General features: G+C 32.8%; 18 protein-coding genes. 11 read left to right on the forward strand and 7 right to left on the reverse strand.

The window, feature by feature from the left end:
* The first annotated feature begins 75 nt into the window (after positions 1 to 75).
* From hisB to hisIE, 5 genes are all read left to right on the forward strand, one after another.
* Complete coding sequence (gene hisB / locus K1X16_RS11785; protein ID WP_225036363.1) at positions 76 to 1,209, forward strand: bifunctional histidinol-phosphatase/imidazoleglycerol-phosphate dehydratase HisB; 1,134 nt, start codon at positions 76 to 78, stop codon at positions 1,207 to 1,209.
* Between the two features lie 89 nt (positions 1,210 to 1,298).
* Positions 1,299 to 1,880, forward strand: a complete 582-nt coding sequence (hisH, locus tag K1X16_RS11790; RefSeq protein ID WP_225036365.1) for an imidazole glycerol phosphate synthase subunit HisH — start codon at positions 1,299 to 1,301, stop codon at positions 1,878 to 1,880.
* 156 nt (positions 1,881 to 2,036) lie between these two features.
* Positions 2,037 to 2,798 (forward strand): 1-(5-phosphoribosyl)-5-[(5-phosphoribosylamino)methylideneamino]imidazole-4-carboxamide isomerase, encoded by a 762-nt coding sequence (gene hisA, locus K1X16_RS11795; protein WP_225036367.1) that lies wholly within the window; start codon positions 2,037 to 2,039, stop codon positions 2,796 to 2,798.
* A 90-nt stretch (positions 2,799 to 2,888) separates the two neighbouring features.
* Positions 2,889 to 3,644, forward strand: a complete 756-nt coding sequence (gene hisF, locus K1X16_RS11800; RefSeq protein WP_225036370.1) for an imidazole glycerol phosphate synthase subunit HisF — start codon at positions 2,889 to 2,891, stop codon at positions 3,642 to 3,644.
* A 57-nt stretch (positions 3,645 to 3,701) separates the two neighbouring features.
* Positions 3,702 to 4,337 (forward strand): bifunctional phosphoribosyl-AMP cyclohydrolase/phosphoribosyl-ATP diphosphatase HisIE, encoded by a 636-nt coding sequence (gene hisIE, locus K1X16_RS11805; protein WP_225036558.1) that lies wholly within the window; start codon positions 3,702 to 3,704, stop codon positions 4,335 to 4,337.
* 58 nt (positions 4,338 to 4,395) lie between these two features.
* Here hisIE and K1X16_RS11810 read toward each other — a convergent pair whose 3' ends face one another.
* A complete protein-coding gene (locus tag K1X16_RS11810) occupies positions 4,396 to 5,343 on the reverse strand; it encodes a DUF5694 domain-containing protein (RefSeq protein ID WP_225036371.1) in 948 nt (315 codons plus the stop codon).
* A gap of 95 nt (positions 5,344 to 5,438) precedes the next feature.
* A complete protein-coding gene (locus K1X16_RS11815) occupies positions 5,439 to 6,236 on the reverse strand; it encodes a LytTR family DNA-binding domain-containing protein (RefSeq protein ID WP_225036373.1) in 798 nt (265 codons plus the stop codon).
* Between the two features lie 70 nt (positions 6,237 to 6,306).
* Between K1X16_RS11815 and truA the strand changes: the two genes are divergently transcribed.
* Positions 6,307 to 7,092 (forward strand): tRNA pseudouridine(38-40) synthase TruA, encoded by a 786-nt coding sequence (gene truA / locus K1X16_RS11820; RefSeq protein WP_225036375.1) that lies wholly within the window; start codon positions 6,307 to 6,309, stop codon positions 7,090 to 7,092.
* Positions 7,093 to 7,152: 60 nt separating this feature from the next.
* Here the strand turns inward: truA and K1X16_RS11825 are convergent, their stop codons facing one another.
* Both K1X16_RS11825 and K1X16_RS11830 read right to left on the reverse strand, forming a co-directional pair.
* The gene (locus K1X16_RS11825) at positions 7,153 to 7,578 is read right to left on the reverse strand and encodes a hypothetical protein (RefSeq protein ID WP_225036378.1); all 426 of its coding nucleotides are present in this window, start codon (positions 7,576 to 7,578) and stop codon (positions 7,153 to 7,155) included.
* Positions 7,579 to 7,705: 127 nt separating this feature from the next.
* Positions 7,706 to 7,927: a hypothetical protein gene (locus K1X16_RS11830; protein ID WP_195870797.1), complete on the reverse strand. Its 222-nt coding sequence runs from the start codon at positions 7,925 to 7,927 to the stop codon at positions 7,706 to 7,708.
* Between the two features lie 345 nt (positions 7,928 to 8,272).
* Here K1X16_RS11830 and K1X16_RS11835 point away from each other — a divergent pair, with 345 nt between their 5' ends.
* The 3 genes from K1X16_RS11835 to K1X16_RS11845 all read left to right on the forward strand — a co-directional run bounded on the left by K1X16_RS11835 (position 8,273) and on the right by K1X16_RS11845 (position 10,216).
* Positions 8,273 to 9,172, forward strand: a complete 900-nt coding sequence (locus K1X16_RS11835; RefSeq protein ID WP_225036380.1) for a mechanosensitive ion channel family protein — start codon at positions 8,273 to 8,275, stop codon at positions 9,170 to 9,172.
* Between the two features lie 100 nt (positions 9,173 to 9,272).
* The gene (locus K1X16_RS11840; protein ID WP_225036382.1) at positions 9,273 to 9,440 is read left to right on the forward strand and encodes a hypothetical protein; all 168 of its coding nucleotides are present in this window, start codon (positions 9,273 to 9,275) and stop codon (positions 9,438 to 9,440) included.
* Between the two features lie 98 nt (positions 9,441 to 9,538).
* Complete coding sequence (locus tag K1X16_RS11845) at positions 9,539 to 10,216, forward strand: DUF2461 domain-containing protein (protein WP_225036383.1); 678 nt, start codon at positions 9,539 to 9,541, stop codon at positions 10,214 to 10,216.
* A 45-nt stretch (positions 10,217 to 10,261) separates the two neighbouring features.
* Here K1X16_RS11845 and K1X16_RS11850 read toward each other — a convergent pair whose 3' ends face one another.
* Positions 10,262 to 10,678 (reverse strand): glyoxalase, encoded by a 417-nt coding sequence (locus tag K1X16_RS11850; RefSeq protein ID WP_225036561.1) that lies wholly within the window; start codon positions 10,676 to 10,678, stop codon positions 10,262 to 10,264.
* A 193-nt stretch (positions 10,679 to 10,871) separates the two neighbouring features.
* Between K1X16_RS11850 and K1X16_RS11855 the strand changes: the two genes are divergently transcribed.
* Complete coding sequence (locus K1X16_RS11855) at positions 10,872 to 11,261, forward strand: acyl-CoA thioesterase (protein WP_225036384.1); 390 nt, start codon at positions 10,872 to 10,874, stop codon at positions 11,259 to 11,261.
* Here the strand turns inward: K1X16_RS11855 and K1X16_RS11860 are convergent.
* The gene (locus K1X16_RS11860) at positions 11,254 to 12,495 is read right to left on the reverse strand and encodes a mechanosensitive ion channel family protein (RefSeq protein WP_225036385.1); all 1,242 of its coding nucleotides are present in this window, start codon (positions 12,493 to 12,495) and stop codon (positions 11,254 to 11,256) included. The genes K1X16_RS11855 and K1X16_RS11860 overlap by 8 nt on opposite strands.
* Positions 12,482 to 12,784 carry a DUF3817 domain-containing protein gene (locus K1X16_RS11865; RefSeq protein ID WP_225036386.1) on the reverse strand — a complete coding sequence of 101 codons (303 nt, stop codon included), beginning with the start codon at positions 12,782 to 12,784 and terminating at the stop codon, positions 12,482 to 12,484. Before K1X16_RS11865 ends, K1X16_RS11860 begins: the two co-directional genes overlap by 14 nt.
* 133 nt (positions 12,785 to 12,917) lie before the next feature.
* On the opposite strand from K1X16_RS11865, the gene K1X16_RS11870 reads away from it, so the two are divergent.
* A complete protein-coding gene (locus K1X16_RS11870; protein WP_225036387.1) occupies positions 12,918 to 15,386 on the forward strand; it encodes a zinc-dependent metalloprotease in 2,469 nt (822 codons plus the stop codon).
* Positions 15,387 to 15,388 lie beyond the last annotated feature (2 nt).

The following is a 15,388-nucleotide window of genomic DNA, read 5'->3' on the forward strand; positions in this document are numbered from 1 at the left end:
CTGCGAAGGCAGGAATCCAAAATGATAAACTATAATTTAAAATAGATTCCTGCCTTCGCAGGAATGACAGAAAAGATGAAACCAGTATTATTCATAGACAGAGACGGAACACTAATTAAAGAACCAGCAGACGAACAAATTGATTCGTTTGAGAAATTAGAATTTTATCCAAAGGTATTTCAATATTTAAGCAAGATTGCTAAAGAATTGAATTTCGAAATTGTAATGATTACCAACCAAGATGGTTTAGGAACAGAAGTCTATCCTGAAGATACCTTTTGGCCAGTTCATAATTTTGTTTTAAAAACTTTTGAAGCCGAAGGAGTTGTGTTTAAGGAGCAGTTTATAGACAGAACATTCGCCAAAGACAATGCACCAACACGTAAACCAAATACAGGATTATTAACTAAGTATTTCTCTGAGGATTATGATTTAGCAAATTCTTTTGTGATTGGTGATCGTCTTACCGATGTTGAATTAGCAAAAAACTTAGGTTCTAAAGGCATTTTTATCAATGATAACACCAATTTAGGAACCGATGAAGTTACGGTTAGTAATAATGAATTAGAAGATTACACCGCTTTAGAAACCAACGATTGGGAAGCGATTTATAAATTTTTGAAAACGACGGAACGCGTAGGAAGTATTGAACGCAACACCAACGAAACAAAAATTAAAATTGATATAAATTTAGACGGTACCGGAAAGAGTAACATCGATACAGGTATTGCTTTTTTTGATCATATGTTAGATCAAATTTCGAGACATGGTCAAATAGATTTAGATATTAAAGTGGATGGGGATTTAGAAGTTGATGAGCATCATACTATAGAAGATACGGCTATTGCTTTAGGAGAAGTATTTGCAACCACTTTAGGTAATAAATTAGGTATAGAACGTTATGGGTTTTCATTACCAATGGACGATTGTTTAGCGCAAGTAGGAATAGATTTTGGAGGTAGAAATTGGCTTGTTTGGGAAGCGGAATTTAAACGTGAAATGATTGGAAAAATGCCAACTGAAATGTTCTATCATTTCTTTAAATCCTTTACAGATGGAGCCAAATGTAATTTGAATATTAAAGTAGAAGGAACAAATGAACATCATAAAATAGAAGCGATTTTTAAAGCTTTTGCGAAAGCGATTAAAATGGCTGTAAAACAAGATGTGGATAAGATGATTTTACCATCAACAAAAGGAATGTTGTAAACCTTTGTCATTCCTGCGGAAGCAGGAAGCCACTTTGAAACATAAAATAATTAGATTCCTGCCTTCGCAGGAATGACAACAAATTGTCAATGAAATTATCAATAGTAAACTACGGAGCAGGAAATATCAAAAGCATTCAATTCGCATTTAAGCGTTTAGGTGTTGATGCGGTTTTAACGGATAATCCAGAAGAAATAATGGCATCTGATAAAGTGATTTTTCCAGGCGTTGGTGAAGCAGGTTCTGCTATGAAAATGCTAAAAGAAAGTGGTTTAGACCAATTAATTCCGACATTAAAACAACCCGTTTTAGGGATTTGTTTAGGTATGCAATTAATGTGTAAATATACAGAAGAAGGGAATACTAAAGGTTTAGGTATTTTTGATGTGAATGTAAAACGCTTTTCAAATAAAGTAAAAGTGCCACAAATGGGTTGGAATACGATTTCGAACTTAAAATCAGATTTGTTTAAAGGCATTAAAGACAATGAGTACATGTATTTAGTCCATAGTTATTATGCTGAAAACTGTGTGGAATCTATTGCGACTTCAGATTATGAATTAGTATACGCTTCTGCTTTAGAAAATGATAATTTTTATGGCGTTCAGTTTCATCCTGAGAAGAGCGGAAAGGCAGGAGAACAGATATTGAAAAATTTCCTGAATCTTTAATGGTAAGATTGTCCCCTTGAGGGGACTTTAGGGGTGTTTTTTTAATTTTAGAAGGTTTCAAAATCTTTACGGATTGTCACCTTGAGCGCAGTCTCGAAAGGTCTTAAAATATAAAATACTAATTAAAAAAAGATTCCTGCTTTCGCAGGAAATGATATGAAAATAATACCAGCAATAGACATCATAGAAGGAAAGTGCGTACGCCTCACAAAAGGAGATTACGACACCAAAAAAATATACAACGAAAACCCATTAGAAGTCGCCAAGTCTTTTGAAGATGCTGGCATCGAGTATTTGCATGTTGTGGATTTAGATGGAGCAAAAGCGAGTCATATCGTTAATTATAAAGTGCTAGAAAAGATTGCAACTCAAACCAATTTGAAAGTTGATTTTGGTGGAGGACTTAAGTCTGATGAAGATTTAAAAATTGCGTTCAATTCTGGGGCGAATCAAATTACAGGTGGTAGTATTGCGGTTAAAAATCCAGAAATATTTCAAAACTGGATTGCTAAATATGGGTCTGAGCGCATTATTCTTGGTGCCGATTGTAATAACGAGAAAATTGCAATTAGTGGATGGCAAGAAGAGAGTAGTTTGGAAGTAGTTCCATTTATCAAAGACTATCAAACTAAGGGTATTCAATATGTGATTTGTACAGATATCTCTAAAGATGGTATGCTAGAAGGTCCAAGTTTTGAGTTGTATAATAGAATTTTAAAGCAGAGTACTATCATTTCGACAGAGCGTAGCGACGAGAAATCTCATCATTTAAAACTAATAGCGTCTGGTGGTATTTCTAAGTTTGATGAATTACCAAAACTAAGAGAAATGGGTTGCGAAGGTGTCATCATTGGTAAAGCCATTTACGAGAATAGGATAAGTTTGAAGGAATTAGAGAATTTTATAATTAAAAAATAATTAAAATGTTTTCATTCCTGTGAAAGCAGGAATCCACATAGAAAAAATAAAATAATTAGATTCCTGCCTTCGCAGGAATGACAGAAAAGTATGTTAACAAAAAGAATAGTCCCATGTTTAGACATTAAAAACGGAAGAACCGTAAAAGGTGTCAACTTTGTAGATTTAAGAGATGCAGGAGATCCTGTTGTTTTAGCGAAGCAATATGCAGATTTAGGTGCCGATGAATTGGTGTTTTTAGATATTTCTGCAACACTAGAAAATCGTAAAACCATGCATGATATGGTTTTAAAAGTGGCAGAACAAGTTAATATTCCATTTACTGTTGGTGGTGGGATTTCATCCGTAGCAGATGTCGATGATTTGCTGCATTGTGGTGCAGATAAAGTGTCTATTAATTCATCAGCAGTAAAACGACCGGAACTGATTAATGAGCTTTCAGATAAATTTGGAAGTCAATGCGTGGTTGTTGCTATCGATGCCAAAGAAGTGGATGGTGAATGGTTAGTTCATTTGGCAGGAGGAACGATTCCAACTGAAATTAAACTATTTGAATGGGCAAAAGAAGTAGAGCAGCGCGGAGCAGGTGAAATTCTTTTTACTTCCATGAATCATGATGGTACAAAAGCTGGTTTTGCAAATAAAGCCTTAGCGAAATTATCTGATCTAGTGAATATTCCTATTATTGCATCAGGAGGTGCAGGAAATATTCAACATTTTGCAGATACATTTAAAGAAGGAAAAGCAGATGCAGCATTAGCAGCGAGTGTTTTTCATTTTGGTGAAATTCCAATTTTAGAATTAAAAGAAGCATTAAAAAATAAAGGGATTCCTGTAAGAATATAAATGTCATTCTGAGCGAAGTGAAGAATCTCGCAATTAAATATGAGATTTCTCGTCGCTATGCTCTGTCGAAATGACAAAAAAGAAATAATTATGAACGTAGATTTCAATAAAAGCCCAGATGGACTTGTGCCAGCAATAATCCAAGATGCCACGACCAGCAAAGTTTTAATGCTTGGCTACATGAATGCTGAAGCACTTAAAAAAACGTTAGAATCTAAATTAGTCACGTTTTTTAGTCGAAGTAAACAACGGCTTTGGACTAAAGGAGAAGAGAGTGGTAACGTACTGAATTTAGTGGATATAAAATTAGATTGCGACAGTGATTCGCTATTAATTAAAGTCAATCCAAAAGGACCAACGTGCCATAAAGGAACAGATACATGTTGGAATGAAGCTAACGAGCAGTCTTTTGGTTTTATTTCTCAACTTGAAAACACTATTACTTCTCGAATTAATGAAGCGAATTCAGAAACCTCTTATGTTGCGTCTTTATTTGCAAAAGGCATTAATAAAGTCGCTCAAAAAGTAGGTGAGGAGGCAGTGGAAGTTGTTATAGAAGCTAAAGATAATAATGACGACTTGTTTTTAGAGGAAAGTGCTGATTTACTATTTCATTACTTAATGTTACTTCAGGCAAAAGGTTTTAAATTGAATGATGTGGTTTCTGTTTTAGAACAACGAGAGAAAAAATAAGCTGCCAAAACAATTAAATTTCGGCAGCTCTCTGTTCTAAATGAATAGTTAAGAAAGTTTATTCACTAACAAGAACAACTCTAAGATCAGGATAATTTTCCTTTAATTCTTTTTCTAAACCAATGACATGAGCTGCACCAACAATTACAATGTTTCGTTGTGAATTTGAAGCCGTAACTTGTTCACCAATGTTTTTGGCCATTCTCATATTGCGTTCATTCCAATAGCGTTCACCTTCTGTACAGCCTTCAGTTTGTACAGTAACATAAGTGAATGAGCTCGATTTATGCAGTTGTTCTAATGATTTTCGCTTATTAGTATGTTTTCCTAAGCCTCTAAAAATAGCTGGAAGGATGGCAGAATTGTAGGCTTTTTTGTTCATTTTAATGTTAATGGCATTATTCCCATTAGACCGTCCTTCTTTACTGCATTTAGTCCAAGCTTCATGATATTCCTTATTTGTTTGTTGGTCGTCCATAGACTGTAACAATTTTATATTTTGATGTAAAGCTAGTTTAAATGTGAGATCACCATCTTCATGTTGTGTTGGTTTTTTAGAGCCATCAATTCCATAGGTTTTTATATAACTGTAAAATTCATAATTAGCATTATCTCTCCGGTAAGCAAAAGTCGTTATCAAATACTCTAAGTCATCAGAAGTCATGTCTGAAAATTCTTTATCAAGAATAGCATTGTATCTATCCATATTTGGTGTAAATACTTGTTGAATCGAGTCTGACAAATAATAAAAAGCTTTGTAACTTTTAGACCAGCCATCTTTTAAATAGTCCCAACTTAAGGAGTCTTTACCTTGTGGACTTTCAACATAAATTGCTGTAGGATTGTAATTTTTTGCACGTCTCAACATCGGTTTATAGCTTCGTTTTACAATATTTGGGACTTTATGCATTGTGCCTACAATTACTATTTCTTTTTGTGTGTCTTGTGCGTTTCCGGTTAAGGATGACATAAATAATACGGTAATAATAGCGAATAGTGTTCTCATAATTAATGTGTTTTAGTGTTAAACTTTCTTGAAACAAATTTAATTATGAAAAGTAAAAGACATCAGTAATAATAGGTGTTTGGGGCGAAATGACCTTAGTTTGTGGTGGAATTAATCTGTGCTTTTATATCTTTTTGATAGGTTTTAGAAATAGGGACTTCGATGTGGTGGTTTAGTATTACAGAAAGCTTCCCGTTTTCTGATTTCCATTGTTGAAAATGAAAAGGATTAATAAGATAAGAACGATGTGCACGACGGAATTCTGGAAATTCATCTGCAACAACAGAAAGTTTATTTCTAATTAGTGTTTTCTTTAAGCTGTTTCCAGAGAGATAAAAAACTTCAATATAATTGTCTGACGATTGAATGCTAATCACATCATTTAATTGTAATCGTAAACCCTCATAATTGCCTTCACCTTTAATTTCTATTTTCTGATCGTCTAACTGTTTTTCATAATATTTTCCGAAACCGAAACGTCCAACTAAAATAATAGGTAAAATCGTAGCCATGGCAGGAAGTAATATAGTAGTCAGCATGTAGCCCAAAGTATAAGGGTTAGGTTCATTTGCCACAACGATAAATAAATAATAACAACGTGCAATTATAATAGTCACAATAGAAAACGTGAGTATAAAAGCTAATTCACTAAAAACTGTCCATTGTTTTTTAAACGAATGATATAAATACTGTTGAAAAGGTAAAAAGAGTAAATAGCAAAAGCTAGCCACCAACCCATAACCTGGTAAATAAATTAGTTTTTCATTATTTGATAACTCATTAACGTCTAAAGGCTCTGTGAAAAATAAAAATACAAACACCCAAACGCCCAACAGTATACTAATGATAACGTGGTGTTTTATTAAAGGATCGAATGGATAATGTCTTTTCAAATTTAGAATTTTGAGCCATAAAAGTAAGGATTGCTTTTGGAATGGTAAATAAAATTGCGTTCTTGTCGCTATGTTTGATAAACGCTACTATTACCTTTTAAAAATTCAATATTTAGGCTATCGTTTTCACGGTTGGCAAAAGCAACCTGATGTAAAAACGATTCACTTAATGATAGATCGTACGTTAAAATATATTCTACCAGATGTTAGGTTTAAAACCTTAGGTGCAGGACGAACAGATGCCATGGTATCTGCTAATGATGCGGCTTTGGAGTTGTTTATTTATAACGAACCTATTCAGGATTTTGAAGAATTTTTAGCTTTATTCAATCATAATTTACCGCAAGATATTCGTGCTTTATCTATAGAGGAAGTTGATAAGAAATTTAATATCATTCAAGATTCTAAGTTAAAAGAATACCATTATGTATTTTCTGAAGGCCAAAAGAATCATCCATTTTGTGCACCAATTCTAACCACTATATTAGAACCACTAGATGTTGAATTAATGAAAAAAGGTGCCAAATTATTTGAAGGAACTCATAATTTTAAAACCTATTGTTATCGTGCTACAGATAAAGGCGAATACGTACGGACAATTGAATCTTCCGAAATTGTAGACAATGATTTATATACGGCTAATTTTTTTCCCGAGAAATCTTATGTGTTAAAAGTTGTAGGAAAAGGGTTTATGCGAAATCAAATCCGATTAATGGTTGGCTGTCTAATAAAACTAGGTAGAGGAGATGTGACGTTAGATTATATTGAGAATACGTTGAAAATGGAAAGTACAGAAGTGATGGATTATATTGCGCCAGCTTCAGGATTAATTCTGCATTCCGTAGATTTTAAATAAAAAAGGCACAAGTTTTATAAAACGAGTACCTTTTTTGGGATTGGTTGGTTATTTTTTTGATTACTTAATCCAGCCTTTAGATATCGATTTTTTAGAAAACCAGATTAAAAAGAGACAAACTAAAATGACCATAATTGGCATTATTAGCGTTGTCGTAGACATTTCAACATTTAGAAATAGGTACATATGCTGAACAATAGCACCTATTGCAGAAAAAACGAATAATACATAAGCCCATTTTTTTCGAATTAATAGCATAAAACACCCTAGTGCGCCACAAAAAACGGCTAAGGCGAAAGCTGCTGTATACCATACGGGGTAGTCTACTAAAAATTCCGCTTGTTGCTCTTTTGGTAATTGTGCAATTTGGTCATCGGTAATAAAGGCTCTAAATAGGTATGCCATTACACCAACAATATTCCATATTAATGCTAAGACACTAATAATCCAAAAACTAATAGGTGGTTTATTTCTTAGAGTTGTCATAAATTTAGTTGATTAGTCAGTTAAAAATTGGCACTAAAAAGCACCATACGAATCAACAATGTATGAAAAAAATAAGAAATATTATTTCTTGTAAAAAATTAACTGAAAAATTAAGGCTTAGAAAGCTTTATTCTGCAACGTGAACTTTTGGGTCTTTATCTACAAATTTACCATCTACAGATTCACCTAAAATAATAACTTCTTTTGAGCGTTCGTACATTTTTATAGCACGATGCATTTGTAATTTGGTGCCGCTATAGAGTTTAACACCCGATTTTGAGCCTTTGTTTCTGATCTCAATATAGTAACCGTCCTTTAGTTTTGTTGGTCTTGTTGCTGGTCTACCCATAAAAGTATTGTCTAATTTAAAAGTAGTGCATAATAGGCAAAAATCTCAAAATCCACAAGTTTATTTCAAAACATTTATTAATGTAGTTATTTACATTCTTAGATAGAGTTAATAATCAGTGTATTACGGTAATGGTATAATTGTCGTTTAAACCTTATAATCCCTGAATGATTTGACTTAGTAAAAAATCTATATGTTGAACATAACTGTTACTTTTTATATAAAAATGACAATTAGAGAACAATAATGTGATAGCGTTAAAACTCCTGAGAATAGAGCTAATAATATAATCGTTTCATTACGATATTCATACCTATAATTTTTTAAATTAAATAAATTACTATAATGAAAGAACAATTTAATAAATCATTAGGAAACTTAATAGACAAACTAATCAGGTGGTTTAATACAATTATAGAGAACATACCAAACTTTATTCTTGCTATCTTAGTAATGATAGCAGCATATTTTACTGCTAAATATATTAGTAAACTAGTGGTTAAGCTTGTTGGTAAAAAAGTAGAACAAGACTCTATAAAAAAGGCAATTGCCAGAGTAAGTGCAGTAGTGGTTGTAACCTTAGGTTTATTTGTGGCGCTAGGTGTTTTAAATTTAAGTAAAGCGTTAACATCGTTACTGGCAGGTGCTGGTGTGGTTGGTTTGGCTATTGGTTTAGCTTTGCAAGGCACCTTGGCAAATACGTTTGCGGGTCTCATGTTGTCTTTTAGAAAAAAAATACAAATCGGTCATTGGGTAGAAACTACAGGATATTCAGGTGAAGTTATAGACATTAATCTAAAGGATTTTACTTTAAAAGAAGCTGATAATAATTTGGTTATCATTCCTAATAAAACCATTTTAGAAAATCCCTTAAAAAACTATTCTTTAACTACGAGAATGCGAGTGTTTCTTGAGTGTGGAGTTGGCTATGAATCCGATTTAGAAAAAGTGGAACAATTAACGAAACAGGTTATTGCCAATTCTTTTGATCAGGTAAAATCTGCTGACGATGTAGAGTTTTATTATACTGAATTTGGAGATAGTTCTATAAATTATTTGTGTCGTTTTTGGATTGAAGCAGAAAGTATGCTTGCAAAATTAAGAGCCAAAACCACAGCTATAATTGAAATTAAAAAAGCGTACGATAAAGAAGGTATAAACATTCCATTCCCAATTAGAACTTTAGAGTTTAATAATAAATTAAACCTTCAATCTAATCAAGAGTCAAGCAAACCTTCTAATTAAGCGTTTATTCTATTGCGTTAAAAGTCTTAGGATTAGAGCAAAGTTTATCTTTAAAACAATACGATATTTGAATAATAGTAACCACTAAAAATCAAAAACAATGAAAAAATTTAGTTATTTATTTATAGCCTTATTTAGTCTAAGTATTATGACAACAACAAGTTGCAGAGAGCAAAAATCTACAGGAGATAAAATAGAGGATGCTGTAGACGATACGGGAGATGCAATTGAAGATGCTGCAGATGATGTAGAAGATGCAATTGACTAATACATCTTAACTCAAATAATATAATATTAAAGCCATCTAGTCGATGGCTTTTTTTATTTTTATAAAAAGAAATTCTAGACTTATAATATATACATCGAATGAACCATACCATACCAAAAGACATATTCCCATTTTTAATAAAACTTAAAAATAATAATGAACGCGAATGGTTTAACGAGCATAAACCAGAGTTTAAAGCACTAGAGACAAAAATGAAAGTTGCTTTTAACCATTTAGGTGAATTAATGAATGTTCACGATCATATTGAAAAAATCAAAGTATTTAGAATTTATAGAGATGTGCGATTCTCTAAAAATAAGTTACCGTACAAAACGCATTTTGCTGGTTCTTTTGCAAGAAAAAAACCTGAGCTTAGAGGAGGTTATTATGTGCACATTCAACCAAATAACGAATCTTTTATTGCAACAGGGTTTTGGGATCCTAATAAAGAAGACTTATTACGAATTAGAAAAGAATTTGAAACAGACGATAGCGAAATGCGAGCTATTTTAGAAGATTCATCTTTTAAAAATACTTGGGGAGGTTTTACAGGCGACGAATTAAAAACAGCACCCAAAGGTTTTGATAAAACTCATCCGTCAATAGACCTTATAAGGAAAAAGCAGTTTATCTTTGTCAAAACATATACAGACCAAGACGTTTTAGCAGCTGATTTTCTTCAAGAGGTTAATGATGCATTTAAAACGGTGAGACCATTTTTTAATTACATGAGTGATGTGCTTACCACGAATTTAAATGGTGAATCCTTATTATAAAATAGCGTAACTGATCGTTTAAGAAATGGTTGGCTATGCTACAGACTAAGCTTCCTGAAGAACTTCTGGCACAGTAAATAATTGAATACTTTGAATCAATCGCTCTTTTACAATAGTCATCATGCGTTTATTTAAAGCAGATGAATTTTTAATATACGTTTCATATTCTTCAACTGTAAATTGGCCAATAACCATACCTTTTAAAGAATTTCTGAATTTTATGTCTTTCTGAATAGCGTTGCCAATATACTTTAGTTGTTCTTCTAGAGTCAGATCGTAGAAAACATTTTTATGTTTTACTACATAATTTTTAAAAACAGCAATAAACAAATCGTGTTGTAATTTAATTATTGGTCGTAATGTTTTGTTTTGAAATGCTTCGTCTGCACTTGTTTCATTATAAATTTTTGCAGATAAAATTTCGGGTCTAATGGAGAGTAGGTTATTAAATCTTGTAGTCATCATGAAATGATTTAAGGATTAATTTGAAATAAAAATACGGAATTAGGTAGCGCTTCAATTTGTATGCGTATTATCTTGTTAACGGTCTTATTAACATAGCATATTTTATTATTCAAAAATCAAATAGAATTAAACGCCATAAAAACGAATGAAGTTTTATCTTTATGCTGAACAAGAATTTTAAAGAAAAACTATGAGATTTCACACAAGAAAATGGGTAAAACCCGAAGATTTAAATCCTAATGGCTCACTGTTTGGTGGACGACTGTTAGCATGGATAGATGAAGAAGCAGCACTCTATACAACCATTCAGTTAGAAAACTCTAAAGTGGTTACTAAATACATTTCTGAAATTAATTTTATGGCTTCCGCTCGTCAAGGTGATATTGTAGAAATTGGTATCGACGTTAAAAAGTTTGGCAGCTCGTCATTAACCTTAATTTGCGAAGTTAGAAACAAGATGACAAGAGAGACGATTCTTACCGTAGATAATATTATTATGGTCAACTTAGGAGCCGATGGAACTCCATCTCCACACGGAAAAACTAAAATTGAATTTGTGAGAGATAGACTGCCTAGTTAGTATTATTTCCTAACGAAAGCTCGTAAATTTCCAAATCAAAATACTTTACCGAAGCTAGAATATGGTCGAAGATATCACCTAAGATATATTCATAATTCTTCCAGCGTTGATCGCTACTAAAGGCGTAAATCTCCATTGGTATGCCTTGAGGAGTAGGCTCTAATTGACGTACCATTAAAGTCATGTTTTTGTTTATGGCCGAGTGGTTTTCAATATAGGTTTGAAGGTATTTTCTAAACACACCAAAATTAGTAAGGTTTCTACCATTAATTAAAACAGATTTGTCAATATCGTGTTGGTTATTAAAGGTTTCAATTTCGGTAGAACGTGTTTTTAAATAGTCAGAAACTAATTGAATTTTACTCAAACGCTCAATATCTTCAGGGGTTAAAAAGTTGATCGTAGATGTTTTTACAATAACAGATCGTTTAATACGTCGTCCTCCAGAATCCATCATGCCTCTCCAGTTCTTAAATGAATCGGAAATTAAAGCATAGGTTGGAATGGTAGTGATGGTTTTATCCCAGTTCTGAACTTTTACAGTTGCCAAGTTAATTTCTATAACATCACCATCTGCACCATACTTTTCAAAGGTAATCCAGTCTCCAATACGTACCATATCATTTATAGACACCTGAAGACTAGCTACAAAACCTAAAATGGTATCTTTAAAAATTAATAGAATAACGGCAGAGGCTGCACCTAAAGTTGTGGCGAACTTAATAAATGAAACACCTGTAATAATGGCTAAAATTGAAAATATCCCAAGGAGCCATGCAAAAATCATAAAGACCTGAACATAACTATCAATAGGTTTGTCTTTATAATTCGGTAAGGTTTTTAGGTAATCTTTAATAGAGCTTAAAAAACTTCTTATAATTTGAAGTGTAAGCACAATAGTGATAATTACTATGGTTTTTTCGATGATAATATTTGCAGTATCGAAATCTGAAAATACCTGAGGCACAAATTCTATTAATAGTAATAATGGAATTATATGCGCTATGTTTCTTGGTAATTTATTGGTAATTAAAATATTGTCAAAATCGGTTTTAGTTCGTTTTGCAATACTTGCCGAAAATCGCCAAAGGAATCGTTTCGTAATATAGTCAACTATAAACGCAATTAATATGAGCGCTAATAAAAGTCCCAGCATATTAAGGTACTTGGCAGTATCTTCTGAAAAGCCTTTTTCTATTAAAAAATGATATAAAATGTGTTTAATGTTTAGCACGTCCAGACTTTGTTAAATATTTTTTATCAATATAAAATGTACCGAAAGGAATGATAGAAGCAAATAAAACAATCCAAAGTGTGCGTGTTGGCCACTTCATATCAGAACTTATTAATACAGCAATTACAACATAGGCCATGAATAAAATACCATGCGGCATTCCTAGCATTGTTACATATTGTGGATCGTCAGATAAATACTTTATCGGTGTAGCAATAAACAACAATAATATGTAAGAAACCCCTTCAAGCAAAGCTATAATCCTAAAAACAGGTAATAATTTTTGCATAAAATTAAATTTTACGCAAAAGTACTTTAGAATTAACTAATAAGAGAAGAATTTAACAGCTTTTAAGAAATTTTAAAGAACTAAATTTTTATTATTTATTTTAGACAAAATTTTAACCAACTAACTTTTAAACATGAAAAAAATTCTAGTCCTTGTCGTCTGTTCGTCTATCATTTTATCTTGTGCAACAGCACAATCTGCTGGTAAGAAAAAAGCCAACAATCAATCAGCACAAGTGCAATCAAAAATGTCTAAAAAGACTAATGGCAACATTAAAGACTACGAAAAAGTGATAACTAAAGATGCCATTTCAGATAGTGGTTTATTTGATGTGCATATCGTAGGTGAAAAATACTATTTTGAAATCCCAATGGAACACCTCAATACCGATATGTTATTGGTGAGTCGTTTTGCTAAATTACCTTCAAATTTAGGTGGAGGTTATGTTAATGCTGGTACAAAAACCAATACGCGAATGATTAATTGGGAACGTTTTAAAAACAAAATTTTAATTAAGGAAAAGTCATCAAGTGCTGTGGCTGCAGATAGTTTACCTATTCATGTTTCGGTAAAGTCTAATAATTATGAACCAACATTATATGCTTTCGATATCGCAGCATTTTCAAAAGATTCATCTGCTGTAGTTATTGATGTTACCAGTTTCTATAGCTCAGATGTAAAATCTATTAGTGGCTTGTCTTCAAGATTGCGTTCTTCTTATAAGGTGAAAAATTTAGACAAATCGAGAAGTTTTATTAATTCGGTTAAAAGTTTTCCTGAGAACATAGAAGTTATTCAAGATTTTACTTATAACGCTGCAGAACCTCCGGTAAATACTGGTGATGAAACGATTAGCGTGCAGATGAATCAATCTATGATTTTATTGCCAAAAACACCGATGCAACCACGTCTTTATGATGAGCGCGTAGGTTGGTTTACAACAAGTAAATATGATTATAGCAGTGAAGAATTAAAGTCTGATGAAAAGACCTATTTAAGACGATGGAAATTAGTTCCAAAAGATATTGCAGCGTATAATCGTGGAGAACTCGTTGAGCCTGTAAAGCCAATCGTTTACTATTTGGATCCAGCAACTCCAATGAAATTTAGATCGTACATGAAAGAGGGTATCGAACTGTGGCAAAAAGCTTTTGAAGCAGCAGGATTTAAAAATGCTATTATTGCAAAAGACCCTCCAACTAAAGAAGAAGATCCAGATTTTAGTCCAGAAGACATAAGGTATTCAGTAGTACGATATGTAGCGAGTACAACAAGAAATGCAACAGGACCAAGTGTTTCCGATCCTAGAAGTGGAGAAATTATTGAAAGCGATATTATTTGGTACCACAATCATTTGCGTTCGTATAGAAACCGTTACTTGTTAGAAACAGGAGCTGCAAATCCTTTAGCGAGATCTTTAAATACACCAAAAGAAGAAATTGGTGAAATGATGAAAATGGTTATAGCACATGAGGTTGGACACACCCTAGGTTTACCACACAACATGAGTGCAAGTTACGCTTACGATGTTGAAAGTTATAGAGATGGTGACTTCACACAAAAAAATGGCATCGCGGCAACCATTATGGATTATGCACGCTACAATTATATTGCGCAACCAGGTGATGAAAACATTAGGTTTATTAGACAATTAGGACCTTATGACGCGTATGCCATTAATTATGGTTACCGCTATATCGATGGAGCAAAATCGGCAGAAGATGAGATAGAAACCTTAAAAGGTTGGGTGAATGAAAAAGCAGGTAATCCAATCTATAAATTTGGTGCTCGCGGAAGCCACGATCCTACTGCACAAACTGAAGACATTGGAAATAATAGTATTAAAGCAAGTTCGTATGGACTCAAAAACTTAAAAATAGTCGCTAAAAACTTAACAAGTTGGACGAGTGATAAAACAGATAACTATGAAGACCTTGAAGAGCTTTATGGTGAATTACTAAGTGTTTGGAGTCGTTATGTTGGACACGTTGTAACTCATATTGGTGGAGTAGAGGAAGTTACAAAAAATCCATCTCAAGATGGTGATGTTTTTAGTCCTGTGTCTAAAACATATCAGAAATCAGCATTACAATGGTTGCAAGAAAACGCTTTTGAAACACCAACGTGGTTAATTGATAAGTCTATTCTTCAAAATATAAATTATGCAGGTTATACAGATCGTATTAGAGGTTTGCAAGCAAGACACTTAAATAACATATTGAGTTTTGAGCGTTTAGGCCGACTTATAGATCATAATGCGTTAGATTCTAAAAACTATTCAGCATTAGAATTATTGACGGATGTAAGAGCAGGAATTTGGTCTGAAGCAAAATTAGGTGCCAATGTTTCAGTTTATAGACGTAATTTGCAACGTGTTTATTTAGACGCGATGTTCGATTTAATGACAGACGAATTAGATCCAAAACGTAGTCGACAATATTTTAACGTTAATCAATCTGATATTAGAGCTTTGGTTAGAGGTGAATTAAATGTTATAAAACGCATGCTTACATCAGCATCAAAAAGAAACATAGATACTGAAACAAAATACCATTATCAAGATGCTATTGAACGCATTAATACTATCTTAGATCCAAAATAAGA

Origin of the sequence: Winogradskyella sp. SM1960, from assembly GCF_020179375.1 — a bacterium.
GTDB classification, from domain to species: domain Bacteria; phylum Bacteroidota; class Bacteroidia; order Flavobacteriales; family Flavobacteriaceae; genus Winogradskyella; species Winogradskyella marina.